This is a genomic window from Caballeronia sp. LZ029, assembly GCF_031451275.1.
Lineage (GTDB): Bacteria > Pseudomonadota > Gammaproteobacteria > Burkholderiales > Burkholderiaceae > Caballeronia > Caballeronia jiangsuensis.
Window position 1 is genome coordinate 352002 of the sequence record NZ_JARUXO010000001.1, and the last position, 20903, is coordinate 372904.

Sequence of the window (20903 nt, forward strand, 5' to 3'; positions counted from 1 at the left end):
ATTAGAGAAAGGTTCCCACGAATCGGGAACTCGGGCAGTCACTTACAGGCAGTCCGTACATAAAACGCGACAATGGGCGCGGACATCGTTGAGATTTATCCTATAGACGAGTCTTGGCGTTTTAGAAACGCATATCTAAAAATCTGCTTGTATCACCAGCGTTCGGCCATAATAATAGAACGGCCGTTCGATTTTACGGGTCACATAAGAACGGTAGGGACATCATGCGAAAAGGCGAACAGACGCGGGCCGCGATTCTCGACGCAGCGCTGGAGTTGGCAAGTCGGGACGGGCTGGAAGGGCTGACGATCGGCCTGTTGGCCGAGCGGATGCAAATGAGCAAGAGCGGTGTGTTTGCGCATTTCGGGTCGCGAGAGGATTTGCAGGTGGAGGTGGTGCGCGAGTACCACCGGCGCTTCGAAGATGAAGTGTTCTTTCCGAGCCTGCGCGAAGCGCGCGGCCTGCCGCGATTGCGCGCGATGATGAATCGCTGGATGGAGAAGCGCATCCAGGAAGTGACCACGGGTTGCATCTACATCAGCGGAGCGGTGGAGTACGACGACCGCGCCGCGAGCGCTGTGCGCGAGCAGCTCGTGCACAGCGTGAGCATGTGGCGCGAGGCGCTGTTGCGCGCGATCCGCCAATCGAAGGACGAAGGGCATCTGAAGGCGGAGACGGACCCGCATCTGATGCTGTTCGAGCTGTACAGCTTTACGCTCGGCCTGCATCACGATGCCCGCTTCCTGCATCTTCCGGAAGCCGTGCAACTGACGCGGGACGCGCTGGACAAGACGATCGTGTCGTATCAGACGTCGAATGCGGGACCCGCAACGGCCATCCCTCAGCCGACGCCGAATGCGGCGACGAACCTGACATCGCAACACACCGACAGCCGTTAGCGGCGCCGTCGAATCGAAGGTGGTTCGGCGGCGCGCAACCAGACGCTTGAAGAAACTGGAGAGATTCATGGGACAGTACGCCGCCCCCCTTCGCGACATGCAGTTCGTGCTGCACGAAGTGCTGAACGTCGAAGCCGAATTGAAGAGCATGCCGAAGCATGCCGATCTCGATGCCGACACCATCAATCAGGTGCTCGAGGAAGCCGGCAAGTTCTGCTCCGAGGTCGTGTTCCCGCTCAACCAGAGCGGCGACCGCGAAGGCTGCACCTACGCAGGCGATGGCGTCGTGAAAACGCCGGCCGGCTTCAAAGAGGCGTACCGCCAGTACATCGATGCGGGCTGGCCCGCGCTCGGTTGCGATCCCGAGTACGGCGGTCAGGGTCTGCCTGCGTTCGTGAACAACGCGCTGTACGAAATGCTCAATTCGGCGAATCAGGCCTGGACGATGTATCCCGGGCTCTCGCACGGCGCGTACGAGTGTCTGCATGCGCATGGCACGCCGGAGCAGAAGTCGACCTATCTTTCGAAACTCGTCTCGGGCGAGTGGACCGGCACGATGTGCCTGACCGAGCCGCATTGCGGAACGGACCTCGGCATCCTGCGCACGAAGGCCGAACCGAATTCCGACGGTTCGTACGCGCTCACCGGCACGAAGATCTTCATCTCGAGCGGCGAGCACGACATGGCCGAGAACATCGTTCATCTGGTGCTCGCGCGTCTGCCGGGCGCGCCGATGGGAACGAAGGGCATCTCGCTTTTCATCGTGCCGAAGTTCGTCCCCGATGCAAACGGTGCGATCGGTGAGCGCAACGGCATCAAGTGCGGCTCGATCGAGCACAAGATGGGTATCCACGGCAACGCGACCTGCGTGATGAATCTCGACGGCGCCACGGGCTGGCTCGTCGGCGAGGCGAACAAGGGCTTGAACGCGATGTTCGTGATGATGAACGCGGCGCGCCTGGGCGTCGGCATGCAGGGACTCGGCCTGACCGAAGTCGCGTATCAGAACTCGCTCGTGTATGCGAAAGAGCGTCTGCAGATGCGCTCGCTCACGGGCCCGAAGGCGCCGGAGAAGGCTGCCGATCCGATCATCGTGCATCCGGACGTGCGCCGCATGTTGCTCACGCAGAAGGCCTATGCCGAAGCGGGCCGCGCGTTCACGTACTGGGCGGCGCTCAACATCGACAAGGAACTCTCGCACGCGGACGAATCCGTGCGTCAGGAGGCCGCCGATTTCGTCGCGCTGCTCACGCCGGTCATCAAGGCATTCCTGACGGACAACGCGTTCGAAGGCACCAATATGGCGATGCAGATCTACGGCGGCCACGGCTTCATCTCCGAGTGGGGCATGGAGCAGCACGTCCGCGATGCGCGCATCAACATGATCTACGAGGGCACGAACTCCATTCAGGCGCTCGATCTGCTGGGCCGCAAGATTCTCGGCGACATGGGCGCGAAGCTGAAGCGCTTCGGCAAGCTCGTTGCCGATTTTGTCGAGCAGGAAGGCGTGAAGCCGGAGATGCAGGAGTTCATCAATCCGCTTGCCGATATCGGCGACAAGGTGCAGAAGCTCACGATGGAGATCGGCATGAAGGCCATGCAGAATCCTGATGAGGTCGGCGCTGCGGCCGTGCCGTATTTGCGTACGGTCGGACATCTGGTGTTTTCGTATTTCTGGGCGCGGATGGCGCGGGTTGCTTTGGACAATGCCGCTTCCGACGATGCCTTCTACAAGGCCAAGCTCGGCACCGCGCGGTTTTACTTTGCCAAGCTGCTGCCTGAGACCGCTTCGACGATTCGTGCCGCTCGTGCCGGAGCCAAGCCGATGATGGATTTCGACGAAGCGCTTTTCTGATTTTTTTGGCTTGTGCGCCGCCGGATCCCGTTTTCGTGGTGGTCTATTAGCACTGCCCCTGTGCGGGGCGGCAGTCACTTTCTTTGCTGCTGCAAAGAAAGTAACCAAAGAAAGCAGCTCGTTCAGGCCCGCGGTCACACGCACGTTGGCCATGCTTGCCAGCCCGCGGTGGCACTCGCCTAAGTGTCGCCCCCAAAGGCCCAATCGGGCTTGGATCGCGCACGGTCTGACGAGCTAGAAGTTTTAGGGCGCTGGTTCAGCACCAAATAGCTTCGGCACAGCGCTTCGCGCTGCCGTTGGGTATGCAAGGGAAACCGAAGAGGGGGGCGCGCGCGCCCGATTGACCCATCGGCCGCGAAGCGGGCCGGAGCTATTTGGTGCTGAACCAGTGAAGCAGGCGACGCGATGTGCCAGACCGTGCGCGGTCCAAGCCCTTTTCTGCTTGTGGGGGCACTCGCTATTGCCGGGCCATTAGGCCAATCGCCTGTGCCGCGGCCGGTGTGAAGTGCTTCGGCTGGGGAAAGCTGTTTCTTTGGTTACTTTCTTTGCAGCAGCAAAGAAAGTGACCCCCGCCCCGGGGAGGGGCAGAGCAAATAGACCGACACGAACTCAGGATTCCACAAAAAAAAAGCAGCAAAAGCAACCGAACAACCCAACCCCGGAGTGACAAACCTGTGAGCACCCTGAACATCAAAAAAGTCGCCGTGCTCGGCGCGGGCGTGATGGGCGCGCAGATCGCCGCGCATCTGATCAACGCCCGCGTCCCTGTCCTGCTCTTCGATCTTCCCGCGAAGGAAGGTCCGAAGAACGGCATCGCGCTGAAGGCCATCGAGAACCTGAAGAAGCTGTCGCCCGCGCCCTTCGGCGTGAAGGACGACGCGCAATACATCGAGCCCGCGAACTACGACGACGACATCGCGAAGCTCGCCGAATGCGACCTCGTGATCGAAGCCATCGCCGAGCGCATGGACTGGAAGCACGATCTCTACAAGAAGGTATCGCCGCACATCGCGCCGCAAGCAATCTTCGCGAGCAACACGTCGGGCCTGTCGATCACCGAGTTGTCGCACGGCTTCTCCGACGAACTGAAATCGCGCTTCTGCGGCGTGCACTTCTTCAATCCGCCGCGCTACATGCATCTGGTCGAGCTGATTCCGACCGAATCCACGAAGCCCGAAATCCTCGACCAGCTCGAAACCTTCCTGACGAGCGTGATCGGCAAGGGCGTCGTGCGCGCGAAAGACACGCCGAACTTCATCGCGAACCGCGTCGGCGTATTTTCGATTCTCGCGGTCATCGCGGAAGCCGAAAAGTTCGGCCTGCGCTTCGACGAAGTCGATGACCTCACCGGCGCGCGCCTCGGCCGCGCGAAGTCCGCGACGTTCCGCACGGCGGATGTCGTCGGTCTCGACACGATGGCGCACGTCATCAAGACGATGCAGGACAACCTGCCCGACGATCCGTTCTTCTCCGTCTACAAGACGCCGCCCGTGCTCGACGCACTGGTGAAGAACGGCGCGCTCGGCCAGAAGACGGGCGCGGGTTTCTATCGCAAGGAAGGAAAAGCGATCAAGGTGCTCGACCCGAAGACGGCTTCGTATGTCGATGGCGGCGCGAAGGCCGACGAACTCATCGGACGCATTCTGAAGCGTCCGCCCGCCGAGCGCTTCAAGCTCCTGCGCGAAACCGACAACAAGCAGGCGCAGTTCCTGTGGGCGATTTTCCGCGACGTGTTCCACTACATCGCGGTGCATCTCGAATCGATCGCGGACAACGCGCGCGATGTCGATCTCGCGATCCGCTGGGGCTTCGGCTGGAACCAGGGGCCGTTCGAAAGCTGGCAGGCGGCGGGCTGGCAGCAAATCGCGAAGTGGGTGCAGGAAGATATCGATGCAGGCAAGGCGCTATCGAACGCGCCGCTGCCCGCGTGGGTGCTCGACGGCCCGGTCGCCGAGAAGAACGGCGTGCACACGAACGAAGGTTCGTGGTCGCCGAAATCGAAGCGCTTCGAGCCGCGCTCGACGCTGCCCGTCTACGAGAAGCAGGTGTTCCGCGCGCCGCTCGTCGGTGAGACGGGCGCCGATCCGAAGACCTTCGGCAAGACGCTGTTCGAAACCGAGAGCGTGCGCGCCTGGCTCGATCGCGACGACGGCGACATCGTGATCGTCTCGTTCAAGACGAAGCTGAACACGATCGGCGCTGGCGTGATCGACGGCCTCACGCAAGCCATCGAGCTTGCCGAGAAGTCGTATCGCGGCATCGTGATCTGGCAACCGACGTCGCTGCAACTCGGCGCGCCGGGCGGCCCGTTCTCGGCGGGCGCGAACCTCGAAGAAGCAATGCCCGCGTTCATGATGGGCGGCGCGAAAGGCGTCGATCCGTTCGTGAAGAAGTTCCAGCAAGGCATGCTGCGCGTGAAGTACGCGAACGTGCCGGTGGTGTCGGCGGTGTCGGGCATCGCGCTCGGCGGCGGCTGCGAACTGCTGCTGCATTCGGCGAAGCGTGTCGCGCATGTCGAGAGCTATCTCGGTCTCGTGGAAGTGGGCGTGGGTCTGGTGCCGGCGGGCGGCGGTCTGAAGGAAGCCGCGTTGCGCGCGGCGGAAGCGGCCAGCGCGGTCAATGCGACGACTGATCTGCTCAAGTTCCTGCAGAAGTCCTTCGAAAGCGCGGCGATGGCGAAAGTCTCGTCGTCCGCATTCGATGCCCGCGCGATGGGTTATCTGAAGCCGTCCGACACGATCGTCTTCAACGTGCACGAACTGCTCGACATCGCGAAGAACGAGGCGCGTGCATTGAGCGCGTCGGGCTATCGTCCGCCGTTGCGCGTGAAGCAGGTGCCGGTGGCGGGGCGCTCGGCGATCTCGACGATCAAGGCGTCGCTCGTGAACATGCGCGACGGGCGCTTCATCAGCGATCACGACTATCTGATCGCGAGCCGCATCGCGGAAGCGGTGTGCGGCGGCGACGTCGAAGCGGGCAGTCTCGTCGACGAAGAATGGCTGCTGGCGCTGGAGCGCCGCGCGTTCGTCGAACTGCTCGGCACGCAGAAGACGCAAGAGCGAATCATGGGCATGCTGCAGACCGGCAAGCCGGTTCGCAACTAATCGCGGAGCAATCAATGAGCAAACAACTTCAAGACGCATACATCGTCGCCGCGAGCCGCACGCCGATCGGCAAGGCGCCGCGTGGCGTGTTCAAAAACACGCGCCCCGACGAACTGCTCGTTCACGCGATCAAATCCGCGGTCGCGCAAGTGCCGGGACTCGACACGAGCGTGATCGAAGATGCGATCGTCGGCTGCGCGATTCCCGAAGCGGAGCAAGGTCTGTACGACGCGCGCATGGGCGCGTTGCTGTCGGGCCTGCCGAACACGGTCGGCGGCGTGACGGTGAACCGCTTCTGCGCGTCGGGTCTGACCGCGCTCGCGATGGCGGCGGACCGCATTCGCGTCGGTGAAGCCGAGGCGATGATCGCGGGCGGCTGCGAATCGATGAGCATGGTGCCGATGATGGGCAACAAGCCGTCGCTGTCGCCGCATATCTTCGATCGCAACGAGGACGTGGGCATCGCCTACGGCATGGGCCTGACGGCGGAGAAGGTCGCGGAGCGCTGGAAGGTGAGCCGCGAGGCGCAGGACGCATTCGCGGTGGAGTCGCATCGCCGTGCGCTGGCCGCGCAGCAGGCGGGCGAATTCGCCGATGAAATCGCGGCCTACACGCTGAACGAGCGCTTTCCGGACCTCGCATCGGGTGAAGTGCGCACGAACAATCGCGAAATCCGGTTCGACGAAGGCCCGCGCGAAACGAACCTGGAAGGGCTGGCGAAGCTGCGTCCCGTGTTCGCGAACAAGGGCTCGGTCACGGCCGGCAACAGTTCGCAGACGTCGGACGGCGCGGGCGCGCTGATCGTCGTGTCGGAAAAGGTCCTGAAGCAGTTCAACCTCACGCCGCTCGCGCGTTTCGTGAGCTTCGCGGTGCGCGGCGTGCCGCCGGAGATCATGGGCATCGGGCCGAAGGAAGCGATTCCGGCCGCGTTGAAGGCAGCGGGCCTGAAGCAGGACGACATCGACTGGATCGAGCTGAACGAAGCCTTCGCGGCGCAGGCGCTCGCGGTGATGGGCGATCTCGGCCTCGATCCGTCGAAGGTCAATCCGCTCGGCGGCGCGATCGCGCTCGGCCATCCGCTCGGCGCGACGGGCGCGATCCGCGCATCGACGGTCGTGCACGGTCTGCGCCGGCGCAACCTGAAGTACGGCATGGTGACGATGTGCGTCGGCACCGGCATGGGCGCGGCGGGCATCATCGAACGCCTTTGATCGCGAATGGTCCGCGAGTGTCGTTTCTCGCGGACCGACATGAAGGAGACAGCGGATGGAAATTCAGATCGAACGCGCGGACGGCGTGCTGAGCATCGTGCTCAATCGTCCGGAGAAGAAAAACGCGATCACCGCGGCGATGTATCAGGAAATGGCCGACGGCCTCTACGAAGCCGAGATGGACCCGACCGTGCGGGCCGTGCTGATTCGCGCGGTGGGCAGCACGTTCAGCGCGGGCAACGATCTCGACGATTTTCTGAACGATCCGCCCAAAGGCCTCGATGCGCCCGTGTTCCAGTTCCTGCGCCGCATCAGCGCCTTTCCGAAGCCGATCGTGGCGGCGGTCGCGGGCACGGCGGTGGGCATCGGCACGACGATGCTCCTGCACTGCGACATCGTCTACGCGAGCACGAACGCGAAGTTCTCGCTGCCGTTCTCGCAACTCGGATTGTGTCCCGAAGCGGCGTCGAGTCTGCTGCTGCCGCGCACGGCGGGTTATCAGCGTGCCGCGGAAAAGCTCCTGCTCGGCGAAGCGTTCGACGTGAACGAGGCGATCGGCATGGGATTCGTGAACGGCGCGATCGATGCCGCCGAGCTCGACGCCTACGCGTTCGACAAGGCGAAGCGGCTGGCGATGCTGCCGGCATCGTCGCTGCGCGTGACCAAGTCGTTGATGAAGGGCGCGCAAACGCATGAAGTGAGCGCGCGCATGGAAGACGAAGCTGCGCACTTCGCGCGGATGCTGGTCGCGCACGAAGCACGCGAAGCCTTTCAGGCGTTCTTCGAGAAACGCAAGCCGAACTTCAGCCAGTTCGAATAAGACGCTTCACTCGACGTCGTATTCGACGAAGCTGTTTTCGCGCGCGAAGCTGACGAGCCGCAAGCCCGCCTGCTTCGCGATCGAGATGGCGAGGGATGTCGGCGCGGAAATCGTCGCGACCATCGGAATTCCGACGCGCGCCGACTTGCGCACGAGTTCATAGCTCGCGCGGCTCGACAGAAACACGAAACCTTGCGTCGTGTCCTCGCGGCGCAGGATCAGATGGCCGATGAGCTTGTCGAGCGCGTTGTGCCGCCCGACGTCCTCGAAGGCGTAGCGCACGGCGCCGGTTTCGTCGCACCACGCGGCGGCGTGCAGTCCGCCCGTCAGCTTCGTCAACCGCTGATGCGCGGGCAATTCCCGTGCGGCGCGCTCGGTCGCGTCGGGCGCAAGACGCGCAAGAAAGCCCGTATCCGGCACCTGCTCGGGCTGAAGATCGAGCAACTCGATACTTTCGATGCCGCACACGCCGCAGCCCGTGCGCCCGGCGAGCGCACGGCGCTTGTCCTTGAGCGACGCGAACGCCTGCTGCACGACCTGGAGATGCACTTCGGCATGCGGCAACGCGACGCCGTCATCGCGAAAGTAGACCTCGATGTCGTGAATGTCGCTGCCACGCTCGACGATACCTTCCGTCAGCGAGAAGCCCACGGCGAACGCTTCGAGATCGCGCGGCGTGCACATCATCACCGCGTGCGAGATGCCGTTGAAAACGAGCGCGACGGGCCATTCCTGACCGACGTTGTCCGCGGCGATCACGCTCTCGTTTCTGCGATGCCTGCGCACCTGACGCTCGACGAAGCCCGGTTGGTCGTCGGTTTCGAGTTGATTCACTTCAATGCTCCTGACCGCTCACTTCGAGTAAAGTCGGGTATGTGATTTGCTGCCTATCGTTGCTGTTCGCACGCTTTGCGACGCGAACAGCGGCTAGATTGCAATGGTTCCAGCCAGATCCAAGGCCCTACAATAACTTAAGCGGGCGATGCGCGTCGCGCACCTCCGCTCAATCCAACGAGGCTTCGCCATGGGACTTTACGACGCCGCCCGTCTCTTCGGATTCGAAGTCGAATCCTCTGACAATCTGCGCTTCATTCCGCTTGCGGTGCGCTTCAATCTCGATCGCTTCGGCATGCGCATCACGCTCGATCAATGGCAGCAGCTTCCCTACGACGATCGCGCGCTACTCGCACGCTTTCCCGTCGAGGACGATGCCGAACTCGAGAAGAACTTCGACCTCGCGCTCGACGAGATGATGAAGACCCACGCGAACGCTGCGCCCGAGAAGATCGGACGCGACCCAGACCCCGTGTGGATGCATGCCGATGCCGTGCCCGAAACGGTGATCCGGCAAAGCAGCCTGTCGGGCGTGAGCGCGCCGAGTCTCGATCGCTGGGGCGCGCTCGACCGTTTCCAGCGTTATGCGCTCGCAAAACTCTCGCGCAACACCGACAAGGTGAATCACGATTTCCTGCCTGCGATGAAGGAATTCGGCCTGGTCGACTGAAGGCTAGGCGCGCGCAAACGTTAAGCGCGCGCTTTAATCGGATTATTTGCGGACAAGCCCTAAATATAGGGCGAGCGGTGCCGTTATTGGGCGTTATCCATTAATCGCGGCGTGTACGTGTTTCACGCCGCGCATTCGCGTGGACGCGCGTTGCCTCGATGCGCATCCGACGCGCATTCAAGGATTCAGCCCGCCGCTCATGACCCGATTCCTCTCCAGAGGTTTGCTCGTCAATATCGCCGTGGTATTGGCCGCGCTCGGCGCGAATGCGTTCGTCGCCTGCGAGCGCATCGGCGGGCTGCGCGAAAGCGACGCGCGCACGCTGCGCTCGATGAGCCTCCTGCGCGATCTCGCGGCCTGGCGCGGCGCGCTCGGCGAATCGCTCACGCAACTGAGCCGTTTCGAAGCCACCGGCATCGCCGAAACCGACGCACGCCATCAGGAGCGCGAAGCCCATCTCGACGCGCTCGAAAGCGGACTGCGCGCGCAGATCGCGATGGAGCCGGGCATGACGGGCGCCTTCGATGCGCTCGCCGCGCGCGCCGCCGAAATGCGCCGCGACGCCGATCTCGCGTTCGAGCGCGCGAAACACGCCGCGCCCGACGAATCCCGCGCATGGGCCGACGCCGCGTTCGTCACGCTCGGCGAAGATCAGCAGAGCGTCGATGATGAACTCGACTTCGTGCGCTCGCGCATCGATAACGCGACGATCATCGCGCTCGATCAGTCCGCGCAGGCATCGAGCGGCGCGATGCTGCTGCTCGTGTTCACGATGCTCGCCGGCAGCGCCGTGCTGATCTATCTGTTCGCGAGCCATGAGCGGCAACCGCGCGAGAAGCTCGGCGTCGTGCGCGCGAGACAGCGCAGCAACGAACGCTTTCGCGGCATGTTCGAGGCGCATCCTGTGCCGATGTGGATCGTCGATCGCGAGACGATGCGCTTCGTCGCCGTGAATCAGGCCGCAATCGAACACTTCGGTTTCAACGAGCCGGAGTTCATGAACATGACGCTGCGCGATCTGCACCATGCGGACGACTTCGACAGCTTCGCCGCACGGCTCGCGCGCAGCGTCGGCGAGAGCGGCGAGCGTGCCGCCTCGGGGCAGGGATCGGCGGGCGTGTGGCGTTATCGGCGCAAGGATGGCGCGATCGTCGGCGCGGATGTCTCGCATCACTCGCTCACGTATTCGAATCGTCCGGGCATCTTCATGCTGGCGAACGACGTGACCGACCGCATCAACGCGGAAGCCGAAGCGAGAAGATCGAACGAGATGCTCGAAGCGGTCATCGACAACATTCCGCAGCGCGTCTTCTGGAAAGACCGCGACTTGCGCTATCTCGGCTGCAACAACGCGTTCGCGCGCGATGCGGGTCTCGCCTACAACGAACAGGTGATCGGCAAGACGGATTTCGACCTGCCGTGGAGCGCGCTCGCGGACATCGTGCGCGCGGACGACGAGGAAGTCATCGTCACGACGGTGCCGAAGATGCATCACGAGCGCGACATCGTGATGGGCGAGCAATTGCGCACCGTGGTCACGAGCAAGCTGCCTTTGCTCGACGGCGAAGGGCAGACGATCGGCGTGCTCGGCTCGTATCACGATGTCACCGATCACAAGCGCGCCGAACTCGCGCTGCGTCTGCAAAGCCGCGCGCTCGACGCGAGCGTGAACGCGATTCTGATCACGGGCGTCGTGGACGGCGCGAACGTGATCGAGTATGCGAATCCGGCGTTTAAGCGCATCACGGGCTACGACCCGAGCGAGGTGATCGGCCAGGACTGCCGCTTCCTGCACGGCCCGGACGGCGATCAGGACGGTCTCACCGCGATCCGCCGCGCGCTCGCCGTGAACATGGAGGCGAGCGTCGTGGTGCGCAACTATCGCAAGGACGGCGCGCTCTTCTGGAATCAGCTCTTCGTCGCGCCGGTGCCGAACGCGCAGGGCATGACCACGCATCACATCGGCATCATCAACGACGTGACCGATCTGATGCGCTATCAGGAAGAGCTCGAATATCAGGCGAATTACGACACGCTCACGCGCCTGCCGAACCGCAATCTGCTGCGCGACCGCTTGCAGCACGCGATCGAGACGGCGCGGCGGCGCGAGACGAAGATCGCCGTCGTCTTCATGGATCTCGATGGCTTCAAGAACGTCAACGACAGTCTCGGTCACAGCGTCGGCGACCGCCTGCTCGCGGTGATCGCGGAGCGCCTCGCGCGTTCGGCGCGATCGAGCGATACGGTCGCGCGTCACGGCGGCGACGAGTTCGTGGTCGTGCTGCCCGATCTCACCGACGAAGCCGGGCTGATCGCGTGGATGGAGCGCACGCGCGCGGCGATTTCGGAGCCGGTATGGCTCGACGACACCGAGCTTTATGTCGGCTGCAGCATGGGCGCGAGTCTCTATCCGCAAGATGGCGACGACGCCGAAACCGTGATGAAGAAGGCCGATCTCGCGATGTATCGCGCGAAGGACATGGGCCGCAACAACTACCAGTTCTATCAGCCGGAGATGAACGCGAGCGTCGGCGCGCGCATGAATCTCGAACGCCGTTTGCGACGCGCGCTGCGCGACGGCGAGTTCCTGCTGCACTATCAGCCGCAGGTGGACATGACGACGCGCGCGATCGTCGGCATCGAGGCGCTCGTGCGCTGGAGCGATCCGGAGCAGGGGCTCGTGTCGCCGGCATCGTTCATTCCGGTGGCGGAAGAGAGCGGGTTGATCGGGCCGCTGTCGGAGTGGGTGTTGCGCGAAGCATGCCGGCAGAACAAGGCGTGGCAGGATGCCGGTTTGCCGCCGGCGCGCGTGTCGGTGAATCTGTCGGCGCGGCATTTTCAGCAACGCGACATTGCGCGGCTCGTGACGTCCGTGCTCGAAGAGACCGGACTGGAACCGCGCTATCTCGAACTCGAACTCACGGAAAGCGCGATCATGCGCAACGCCGAGGAAGCGATCACGATGCTCTCGGAGCTATCGGCGCTCGGCATCGGCATTGCGATCGACGACTTCGGCACCGGCTATTCGAGCCTGTCGTATCTCAAGCGCTTTCCGGTGCATCGTTTGAAGATCGATCGCTCGTTCGTCGCGGATATCGGCTCGTCGGGCGATGACGAAACGATCACGTCGGCGATCATCGCGCTCGCGCATTCGCTGGAATTGCAGGTGATCGCGGAAGGCGTCGAAACGCACGCGCAGCACGACTTCCTGCGCGAGCGCGATTGCGACGAAATGCAGGGTTACCTGTTCTCGCGTCCGATGCCGCACGAAGCGATTCCGGGCTTGCTGCGGCAGGGCGTGCTGCCCCACTGATCGCGTCGCGTGTCTAGTCGCGCGACGGCAGCACGCGCGGACGGCGATCGCGGTCGGTCGCGACGTAGGTGAGCGTCGCTTCCGTGACCTTGACGACTTCTTCGGCGAGGTTCATGCGCTGCGCCCAGACCTCGACCGACACCGTGACCGACGTATTGCCGGTCTTGACGATATCGGCGTAGAAGCTCAGCAGGTCGCCGACGAACACCGGGTGCTTGAACAGGAACGAATTCACCGCGACGGTCGCGACGCGGCCGTTCGCGCGGCGGCTCGCCGGAATGGAGCCGGCGATGTCCACCTGCGCCATGATCCATCCGCCGAAGACGTCGCCGTGGACGTTGGCGTCGGCGGGCTGCGGCACGACGCGCAGCGCGACGTGCTTCTCGGGAAGACTGGAATGGTCGGTCATGGAAGGCGTTCCGGTTTGCAATGGGGCGGGAAGGCTGGCGGGCGCGAGCGGCCCCTTGAACCTTCTGCGACAATGCATATTTATGAATGAGCCCACCGCGCGCGAGCGGAAACCTCGATTACGCCGGGGCTTGCAGTAAATTGTACGGGAAAGCATGCGAGAGACGTGCGCCCGTTTCGCCGATAACAGCGTCCCCACGCCGCGCCCAAGCGACGCGCTCACACGATACGACTCATGCGCCGCTATTCCAGCAGCGAGCCCGGCCCGATGGCCCAGGGTCCGCGCAACGACTGGCAGACGATTCGCTCGTTGCTGCCCTATCTCACCACGTACAAATGGCGGGTCGCGTTCGCGCTGACGTGCCTGATCGGCGCTAAGGTCGCGAACCTCGGCGTGCCGATCGTGATGAAGCGCATCGTCGATAGCCTCGCTTCCGTGCAGCATCTCACCGCACTCGGACGCGCGGACGACGCGCCGGGCATCGTGCTGATCGGTGGCATCGGCCTGCTGGTGATCGCCTATGCGGGCGCGCGGCTTTCGACCTCGCTCTTCACCGAACTTCGCGAACTGCTTTTTGCGAAGGTCACCGAGAGCGCCGTGCGGCAACTCGCGCTGCAAGTGTTCCGGCATCTGCATTCGCTGTCGCTGCGTTTTCATCTGGAGCGGCAGACGGGCGGCATGTCGCGCGATATCGAACGCGGCACGCGCGGCATCCAGCAACTCGTTTCGTATTCGCTCTACAGCATCCTGCCGACGCTCGTCGAAGTCGGTCTCGTGCTCGCGTTCTTCGTGACGAAGTACGAGGCGTATTACGCGATCGTCACGCTCGTCGCGCTCGCCACGTATATCGTGTTCACGGTGAAGGTCACCGAGTGGCGCACGCATTTTCGTCGCACGATGAACGATCTCGATTCGAAGGCGAACTCGCGTGCAATCGATTCGCTGCTCAACTACGAGACCGTGAAGTACTTCGGCAACGAAGAATGGGAGACGCGTCGCTACGATGAGAATTTGCAGCGCTATCGCGCGGCCGCGATCAAGTCGCAGCGCTCGTTGTCGATGCTCAACTTCGGGCAGCAGATGATCATCGGCATCGGGCTCGTGTTCATTCTGTGGCGCGCGACCCAGGGCGTGATGGCCGGACGGCTCACGCTCGGCGACCTCGTGCTCATCAACACGTTCATGCTGCAGCTTTATATCCCGCTGAATTTTCTCGGCGTCGTGTACCGCGAGCTGAAGCAGGCGCTGACCGATATGGACCGCATGTTCACGCTGCTCGGCGCGGGCCGCGAAGTTCCCGATGCGCCGAACGCGCAGCCGCTCGCCGTGCGCGGCGGCGAAGTGCATTTCGAGAACGTCAGCTTCGCGTACGAGAAGGCGCGGCCGATTCTGCATGACGTCGATTTCACGATTCCGGCAGGCACGACGACGGCCGTGGTCGGGCACAGCGGATCGGGCAAATCGACGCTCGGGCGGCTGCTGTTCCGCTTCTACGATCTGGATCACGCGCAGGGCGGCGGCATCAGGATCGACGGACAGGACATTCGCGACGTGACGCAGGATTCATTGCGCGCGGCGATCGGCATCGTGCCGCAGGACACCGTGCTCTTCAACGATTCGATCTACTACAACATCGCGTACGGGCGTCCTTCCGCGAGCCGCGACGAAGTGATCGCGGCGGCGCGCGCGGCGCATATCCACGAGTTCATCGAGACGTTGCCGGCGGGTTATGACACGCCTGTCGGCGAGCGGGGACTCAAGCTTTCGGGCGGCGAGAAGCAGCGCGTCGCAATCGCGCGCACGCTTTTGAAGGACCCGCCGATCTTGATTTTCGACGAAGCCACGTCGGCGCTCGATTCGAAGTCCGAACGCGCGATTCAGCGCGAACTCGATTCGATCGCGCGTGAGAGGACGACGCTTATCATCGCGCATCGGCTGTCGACGGTCGTGCATGCGCAGCAGATCATCGTGATGGATCACGGGCGCATCGTGGAGCGGGGGACGCATGCCGAGTTGCTGCGTGCGGGCGGGCTGTTTGCGCAGATGTGGGCGTTGCAGCAGCAGCGGGCGGAAGAGTCGGCGGTGGATCAGCGGGATACGGCGGGGGTTTGACGAAGAAAATTCCTAAAGTGGAATGAGCTGAGAGGTTTGGTACCGACTTACGCCGCCTTGCATTAGCCGAGTAGTTATACTCTCTAGTGTCATTTAATAAGGATAACTTGTTAAATGCCTTGGTTACGTGCGTACTCCGGTACTGTAGTTTCGTTAGACAACAAGAAGCAATTAGAGGCAGAAATGGGAAGTCTCAGCATATTTCATTGGCTCGTCGTCATCGTGATTGCGATCGTCACGATCTATCCTTATGTGAGGATCATTCAACGTACCGGCCATTCGGGCTGGTGGATTCTTGCAGGGGTCATTCCAGTGCTCAACTTGGCCATGTTGTGGGCTTTCGCATTCGTGCGATGGCCGGCGCTCGACGGCGACCGCCGGCCATAATCCGCTGCCGTCACTCAATCGCGTGAGCGCCACCGATCGCGATGCCATCATGCGTCTGCGATGCGGTGGACGACCACCGCAGCCACTGCCCCCGCAGCAGGAACAACGCGCCGAACGCGCAGGTCGCGAGCACGCCGAAGGTCGCGAAGCCCATCTGATAGCTGCCCGTGCTTTCTTTCGCGATGCCCATGATCACCGGCAGATAAAACCCGCCGATGCCGCCCGCCGCGCCGACGATCCCCGACAGCAGTCCCGTCTTGCCCTTCCACCGATGCGGCACGAGCTGGAACGTCGAGCCGTTGCCGAGACCGAACGCGATGTACAGGCAGATCAGAATCGCGAGACCGCCGGCCACCGGCGGCATCCAGATCGCGAACGCGAAGTCGCCGATGGCGATGGCCGCGAGCAGCACGAGCAACGCGCGCACGCCGGTCACGCGATCCGCGACATAGCCGCCGAACGGCCGCACGATCGCGCCGAGAAACGCGAGCAGCGACATGAAAAGCCCCGCTTCGAGCTTGGGCATCTGATAAAGCGACGTGAGCAGCAGCGTCACATACGACGACATGCCGACGAACCCACCGAACGTGATGCTGTAGATCAGCATGATGATCCACGTGTCGCGCTCGCCGAGCACCGATCGATAATGTCGCGGCAGCACCGCGATCGCGATCAGCGCGCCGATCACCGGCAATAGCAGCACGCCGGTCCTGCCGCCGCCGAACACGCCGCCGTTCACCGCGAGCACCAGCACGATCAGGCTGACGAGCGTCACCACGAAACTCCCCAGCGCGCGCATCGTGCTGCCGGCTTTCTGGCCCGCATCGGAGGCCCATGCGAAAAGCGCGACCGCCGTGATCGCGAGCAGCGGCAGCGCGGCGGCGGTCGACATCTGCCAGCCGAAGGCATCGGCGAGATGCGGGAACAGGAAGCCGTCGAGCACCGCGCCGATATTGCCCGCGGCGGCGAGACCCAGCACGAGCCCTTGCACCTTCGGCGGATAGTTGCTGCCGGCCATCGGCAACGCGACCGCGAAGCTCGCGCCGCCCATGCCGAGGAACACGCCGAGCACGAGCAGCAGCGCATACGACGGCACGCCGGGCAGCAGCGGCAGCACGATCGACGGAATCGACGAGAGCACGACGCCCATCAGCGCGACGCGTCTTCCATCGGTCGACTGATAGAGATTGCCGAGCGTCACGCGCAGGATGGCCGCGGCCAGCACCGGCACCGCGACGAGAAAGCCTTGTTGCGCGGCGGACATCGTCACGTCGCGGCCGATGAACGGCGCGAGCGGTCCGTAGAGCACCCAGACGGTGAAACCCGTATCGAAGTAAAGGAAGCAGGCGAGCAGCGAGCGCCAGTTGCCGCTCCTGAGCGACGCGATCAGATTGGACATTGCGGGTTCCGTGTACGCGCGTGCTGTCGGATGAGCACGCGACGGCCCCGGAAATTGCAAGCATCATGCCAATCGTGTGCATGTTTAATCGATGCATCGCGCAGAGCGAATGTGGACGCGGAATTCGGGCGCACACAGGAACGTCGGCGCGGCCCGGCCCACAAGCCGACGGCACCGCGTCCGTGCGCGACCGCATGCGAATGGTGCGCTGCGCCTTCGCGCGGTTCATGCGCCCGCTAGAATGCGTTCTTCGCAGAACACGCGCCTCGCGCCCGAAATCGAATGGAACTGAAATGGCTGGAAGACTTCGTTTCGCTAGCGGAGACGCGCAGCTTTAGCCGCTCGGCCGAGCTTCGGCACATCACGCAGCCCGCTTTCTCGCGGCGCATCCAGGCGCTGGAGGCGTGGCTCGGCACGGAGCTCATCGACCGGTCCGTGTATCCGACGCGGCTCACGCAAGCCGGCAACGTGTTCTACGAGCAGGCGCTCGCGATGCTCTCGCAGTTCCACGAAGCGCGCACGCTGCTGCGCGGACAGGGCGGCGTGCCCTCGGCGACCATCGAGTTCGCTGTGCCGCACACGCTTTCGCTCACGTACTTTCCGCGCTGGCTCGAACATATCGAGGCGCGGCTCGGGCGCATCCGCACACGACTGCGCGCGCTCAACGTTCACGATGCGGTGCTCTCGCTCGTCGAAGGCGGCTGCGATCTCGTGATGGGCTATCACCATCCGAGCCATCCGGTCGCGCTCGATCCCGCGCGCTACGACATGCTCACACTCGGCGCCGAACCGATCAGTCCGTTCTCCGCGGTCACCAAGGGCGTACGCGCGCGCTTCACGCTGCCCGCGACCGCCGAATCGCCGGTTCCTTATCTGTCGTACACGCCTAATGCGTATCTCGGACGCATGACCGAAGTCATCATTGCGACCGCGCCGACGCGGCTCTATCTCGACAAGGTCTATGAAACCGACATGGCCGAAGGTCTCAAGGCGATGGCGCTGGCCGGGCACGGCGTCGCGTTCCTGCCGCACAGCGCCGTGGAAGACGCGGTGGAGGAAGGGCGGCTCATCCGCCTCGATCGCGGCACGCGCGGCACGCCCGCCGGCCAGTTCACGCTGACGATGGAAATCCGCCTCTATCGCGACAAGCTCGCAGCCCAAGGCGAGGAGCCGCGCCAGGCGCTGATGCGCGCGCTATGGGACGCGGTCGGTGAAGAACTGTTGAAGGCATCGCCCGGGAAGCCCGTGGTGTAAGGCTCGGCGACGTTATGCAGAAATTGCATGATGGGATAAGGAAACGGCATTGGATTTGGAATCGGCGTTTTTCGACAATGTGCCCATCCCTTCACCGCTGGAGCATCAATGTCTGCCTCGAAGCAACCTGTGCAAGCGCCGGACGCAAAACACGCCATCCCGTCGTATCTCCATGCCGATGATCTCGGTCCCTGGGGAAACTATCTTCGCCAGGTCGATCGCGTCGCCCCGTATCTCGGTTCTCTCTCCCGCTGGCTCGAAACGCTCAAGCGCCCGAAGCGCATCCTCATCGTCGATTGCCCGATCGAACTCGATAACGGCACCGTCGCGCACTTCGAAGGCTATCGCGTGCAGCACAACACGTCGCGCGGCCCGGGCAAGGGCGGCGTTCGTTATCACCAGGACGTGACGCTCTCCGAAGTGATGGCGCTGTCCGCGTGGATGTCGGTGAAGAACGCGGCCGTGAACGTGCCGTACGGCGGCGCGAAGGGCGGTATCCGCGTCGATCCGCGCACGCTGTCGCGCGGCGAGCTCGAGCGCGTAACGCGCCGGTACACCAGCGAGATCGGCATCATCATCGGGCCGAACACGGACATTCCCGCGCCGGACGTCAACACGAACGAGCAGATCATGGCGTGGATGATGGACACGTACTCCATGAACCAGGGCCAGACGGCAACGGGCGTCGTGACCGGCAAGCCGATCTCGCTCGGCGGCTCGCTCGGCCGCAAGGAAGCGACGGGCCGCGGCGTGTTCGTCGTCGGCACGGAGGCGGCGCGGCGCATCGGCATGGATATCGAAGGCGCGCGAATCGCGGTGCAGGGCTTCGGCAACGTGGGCGGCATCGCGGCCAAGCTGTTCCAGGAAGCGGGCGCGCGCGTGATCGCCGTGCAGGATCACACGGGCACGATTCACAACTCGAAAGGCATCGATGCGGTCGCGCTGCTCGATCACGTCGCGAAGAACGGCGGCGTCGGCGGCTTCGCGGGCGCGGATCCCGTGCAGGCCGAAGAGTTCTGGATGATCGAAAGCGACATCCTGATTCCGGCCGCGCTGGAAAACCAGATCACCGAGAAGAACGCATCGAAGATTCGCACGAAGATCGTCGTCGAAGGCGCGAACGGCCCGACCACGACCGCGGCCGATGACATCCTGACCGACAAGGGCGTGCTCGTGATTCCGGACGTCATCGCGAACGCGGGCGGCGTGACGGTTTCGTACTTCGAGTGGGTGCAGGACTTCTCGAGCTTCTTCTGGACCGAGGACGAGATCAATCAGCGTCTCGAACGCGTGATGCGCGAAGCGTTCGCCGGCGTGTGGCAGGTCGCGAGCGAGCACAAGGTGTCGGTGCGCACGGCGGCGTTTATCGTCGCGTGTACGCGGATTCTGCAGGCGCGCGAGATGCGCGGCCTCTATCCCTGATCCGATGCGACGGCGCGTTCGTCACAACGGTCCGCGAGATGCGGACGGCGTTCGCGCCCTTTGAACGATGCGGGCGGCATTTCGTCGGAAATGCCGCCCGCATTTGCATGAAAGCTACAAGTCGACCGGCTAGTTGTATTCGGTCAAGCATCCGCGCGAAAACGACAGTAATATGCGCGGTCGCAACCAGTTGCAACCCTACTGCAATCGGGCGTCTCACAAATAAGACGGCTTGGGTTAACAATCATTCTTTCAGAATAATTACCCTGCTAAACTTGCCCCGGTTTTTCGCCACAGGAGATCGAACACATGAAGGTTAAAAAGGCTGCGCTGCTCGTCGCCGCGCTCGGGTTTCTCGCAACCGGCGCGTATGCGCAAGACGCCGGCACGCTGAAGAAGATCAAGGACACGGGCGTGATCTCGCTGGGGCATCGCGAATCGTCCATTCCCTTTTCCTACTATGACGACAAGCAGAACGTCGTCGGCTACTCGCACGAGTTCGCGCTGAAGGTCGTCGAAGCCGTCAAGCAGAAGCTGGGCATGCAGGACCTGAAGGTCAAGCTCACGCCGATCACGTCGCAGAACCGCATTCCGCTCGTGCAGAACGGCACCGTCGATATCGAGTGCGGCTCGACCACGAACAACGCCGAACGCCAGCAGCAAGTCTCCTTCTCGAACACGATCTTCGTGATCGGCACGCGCCTCATGACCAAGAAGGATTCGGGCGTGAAGGACTGGGCCGATCTGAAGGGCAAGACCGTCGTGACCACGGCCGGCACCACGTCCGAGCGCCTGCTTCGCAAGATGAATCAGGACAAGAACATGGGCATGAACATCATCAGCGCGAAGGACCACGGCGAGTCGTTCCTGACGCTGTCGACGGGCCGCGCGGTCGCGTTCATGATGGACGATGCACTGCTCGCCGGCGAGCGCGCCAAGTCGAACAACCCGAACGATTTCGTGATCGTCGGCGCGCCGCAATCGCATGAAGCGTACGGCTGCATGATCCGCAAGAACGATCCGGAGTTCAAGAAGGTCGTCGACGACGCGATCGCCAAGGTCGAAACGTCGGGCGACGCGGACAAGATCTACAAGAAGTGGTTCGAAAGCCCGATCCCGCCGAAGGGTCTCAACCTCAACTTCCCCGAAAGTGAAGACATGAAGGCTCTCTACAAGAGCCCGAATGACAAGGCAATCGACTAACCGGTTCGAGT

15 protein-coding genes are annotated in these 20903 nt (G+C 63.2%); 12 read left to right on the forward strand and 3 right to left on the reverse strand.

What is annotated here, in order from left to right:
- Positions 1-224 precede the first annotated feature (224 nt).
- The 5 genes from QCE73_RS01720 (at position 225) to QCE73_RS01740 (ending at position 7889) form a co-directional block, all read left to right on the forward strand.
- Positions 225-899 (forward strand): TetR/AcrR family transcriptional regulator, encoded by a 675-nt coding sequence (locus tag QCE73_RS01720; protein ID WP_035497647.1) that lies wholly within the window; start codon positions 225-227, stop codon positions 897-899.
- 67 nt (positions 900-966) lie between these two features.
- On the forward strand, positions 967-2754 hold the full coding sequence (locus QCE73_RS01725) for an acyl-CoA dehydrogenase C-terminal domain-containing protein (RefSeq protein ID WP_309879530.1): 1788 nt from the start codon (positions 967-969) through the stop codon (positions 2752-2754).
- A 674-nt stretch (positions 2755-3428) separates the two neighbouring features.
- A complete protein-coding gene (locus tag QCE73_RS01730; protein WP_309879531.1) occupies positions 3429-5858 on the forward strand; it encodes a 3-hydroxyacyl-CoA dehydrogenase/enoyl-CoA hydratase family protein in 2430 nt (809 codons plus the stop codon).
- A 14-nt stretch (positions 5859-5872) separates the two neighbouring features.
- Positions 5873-7069, forward strand: coding sequence for an acetyl-CoA C-acyltransferase (locus QCE73_RS01735; RefSeq protein WP_309879532.1), 1197 nt, complete (start codon positions 5873-5875; stop codon positions 7067-7069).
- Between the two features lie 55 nt (positions 7070-7124).
- Positions 7125-7889, forward strand: a complete 765-nt coding sequence (locus QCE73_RS01740; protein ID WP_309879533.1) for an enoyl-CoA hydratase — start codon at positions 7125-7127, stop codon at positions 7887-7889.
- Between the two features lie 6 nt (positions 7890-7895).
- Here QCE73_RS01740 and fdhD read toward each other — a convergent pair whose 3' ends face one another.
- Positions 7896-8723: a formate dehydrogenase accessory sulfurtransferase FdhD gene (fdhD, locus tag QCE73_RS01745; RefSeq protein WP_309879534.1), complete on the reverse strand. Its 828-nt coding sequence runs from the start codon at positions 8721-8723 to the stop codon at positions 7896-7898.
- Positions 8724-8913: 190 nt separating this feature from the next.
- On the opposite strand from fdhD, the gene QCE73_RS01750 reads away from it, so the two are divergent.
- Entirely contained in the window at positions 8914-9393 is a 480-nt protein-coding gene (locus tag QCE73_RS01750) for a nitrate reductase associated protein (RefSeq protein ID WP_309879535.1), read from the forward strand.
- Positions 9394-9592: 199 nt separating this feature from the next.
- Positions 9593-12706 (forward strand): EAL domain-containing protein, encoded by a 3114-nt coding sequence (locus QCE73_RS01755; RefSeq protein ID WP_309879536.1) that lies wholly within the window; start codon positions 9593-9595, stop codon positions 12704-12706.
- 13 nt (positions 12707-12719) lie between these two features.
- Here the strand turns inward: QCE73_RS01755 and QCE73_RS01760 are convergent, their stop codons facing one another.
- The gene (locus QCE73_RS01760; protein ID WP_035497655.1) at positions 12720-13115 is read right to left on the reverse strand and encodes an acyl-CoA thioesterase; all 396 of its coding nucleotides are present in this window, start codon (positions 13113-13115) and stop codon (positions 12720-12722) included.
- 234 nt (positions 13116-13349) lie between these two features.
- Between QCE73_RS01760 and QCE73_RS01765 the strand changes: the two genes are divergently transcribed.
- The gene (locus QCE73_RS01765; RefSeq protein ID WP_309879537.1) at positions 13350-15227 is read left to right on the forward strand and encodes an ABC transporter ATP-binding protein/permease; all 1878 of its coding nucleotides are present in this window, start codon (positions 13350-13352) and stop codon (positions 15225-15227) included.
- A 183-nt stretch (positions 15228-15410) separates the two neighbouring features.
- Positions 15411-15614 (forward strand): hypothetical protein, encoded by a 204-nt coding sequence (locus QCE73_RS01770; protein WP_309881879.1) that lies wholly within the window; start codon positions 15411-15413, stop codon positions 15612-15614.
- 10 nt (positions 15615-15624) lie between these two features.
- Here the strand turns inward: QCE73_RS01770 and QCE73_RS01775 are convergent, their stop codons facing one another.
- Positions 15625-17013 (reverse strand): MFS transporter, encoded by a 1389-nt coding sequence (locus QCE73_RS01775; protein WP_309879538.1) that lies wholly within the window; start codon positions 17011-17013, stop codon positions 15625-15627.
- Positions 17014-17295: 282 nt separating this feature from the next.
- Here QCE73_RS01775 and QCE73_RS01780 point away from each other — a divergent pair, with 282 nt between their 5' ends.
- The 3 genes from QCE73_RS01780 to QCE73_RS01790 all read left to right on the forward strand — a co-directional run bounded on the left by QCE73_RS01780 (position 17296) and on the right by QCE73_RS01790 (position 20892).
- Positions 17296-18267, forward strand: coding sequence for a LysR family transcriptional regulator (locus tag QCE73_RS01780; RefSeq protein WP_309879539.1), 972 nt, complete (start codon positions 17296-17298; stop codon positions 18265-18267).
- Between the two features lie 108 nt (positions 18268-18375).
- Positions 18376-19689: a Glu/Leu/Phe/Val dehydrogenase gene (locus QCE73_RS01785; protein WP_035497661.1), complete on the forward strand. Its 1314-nt coding sequence runs from the start codon at positions 18376-18378 to the stop codon at positions 19687-19689.
- Positions 19690-19998: 309 nt separating this feature from the next.
- On the forward strand, positions 19999-20892 hold the full coding sequence (locus tag QCE73_RS01790) for a glutamate/aspartate ABC transporter substrate-binding protein (RefSeq protein WP_035497662.1): 894 nt from the start codon (positions 19999-20001) through the stop codon (positions 20890-20892).
- The last annotated feature ends 11 nt before the right edge of the window (positions 20893-20903 follow it).